Raw genomic sequence first — 382 nt, 5'->3', positions numbered from 1 at the left:
CGCGGGCAAGGTATATTCGAGACTGGCCAGATTGTGTTCTTACCGCAACCAGCGTTCGCTGAATTGTTAGAGGATCTCAACACCCTGCGGAGAAAAAGTCATGTTGGCGAGGGTATCCGTTAAATGCACTCCGCCGTTAGCTGGCGTTGAAGGAAAGTGAGCCGTTCTACGCCGACCAGTCGCCATCCTGGAAGGTCATATCGCGTAGGATCAAATCCAGATCGTTAAACGCCCAATTAAGCCCCTCTCCATACGCGCATCGATCAAATATGCGCGACACAGGGTAATTTTGGGCACGGAGAACATTTGACACAAGAAGTCGTGCAGCGTCTTGTCCGACTGTAAACGCACATTGCTCAGCCGCAGGCTGTCTAGCTACCAG

This window comes from Sodalis-like endosymbiont of Proechinophthirus fluctus (genome assembly GCF_001602625.1).
In the GTDB taxonomy this organism is placed as follows: domain Bacteria; phylum Pseudomonadota; class Gammaproteobacteria; order Enterobacterales; family Enterobacteriaceae.
This window is presented reverse-complemented; position numbering follows the sequence as displayed.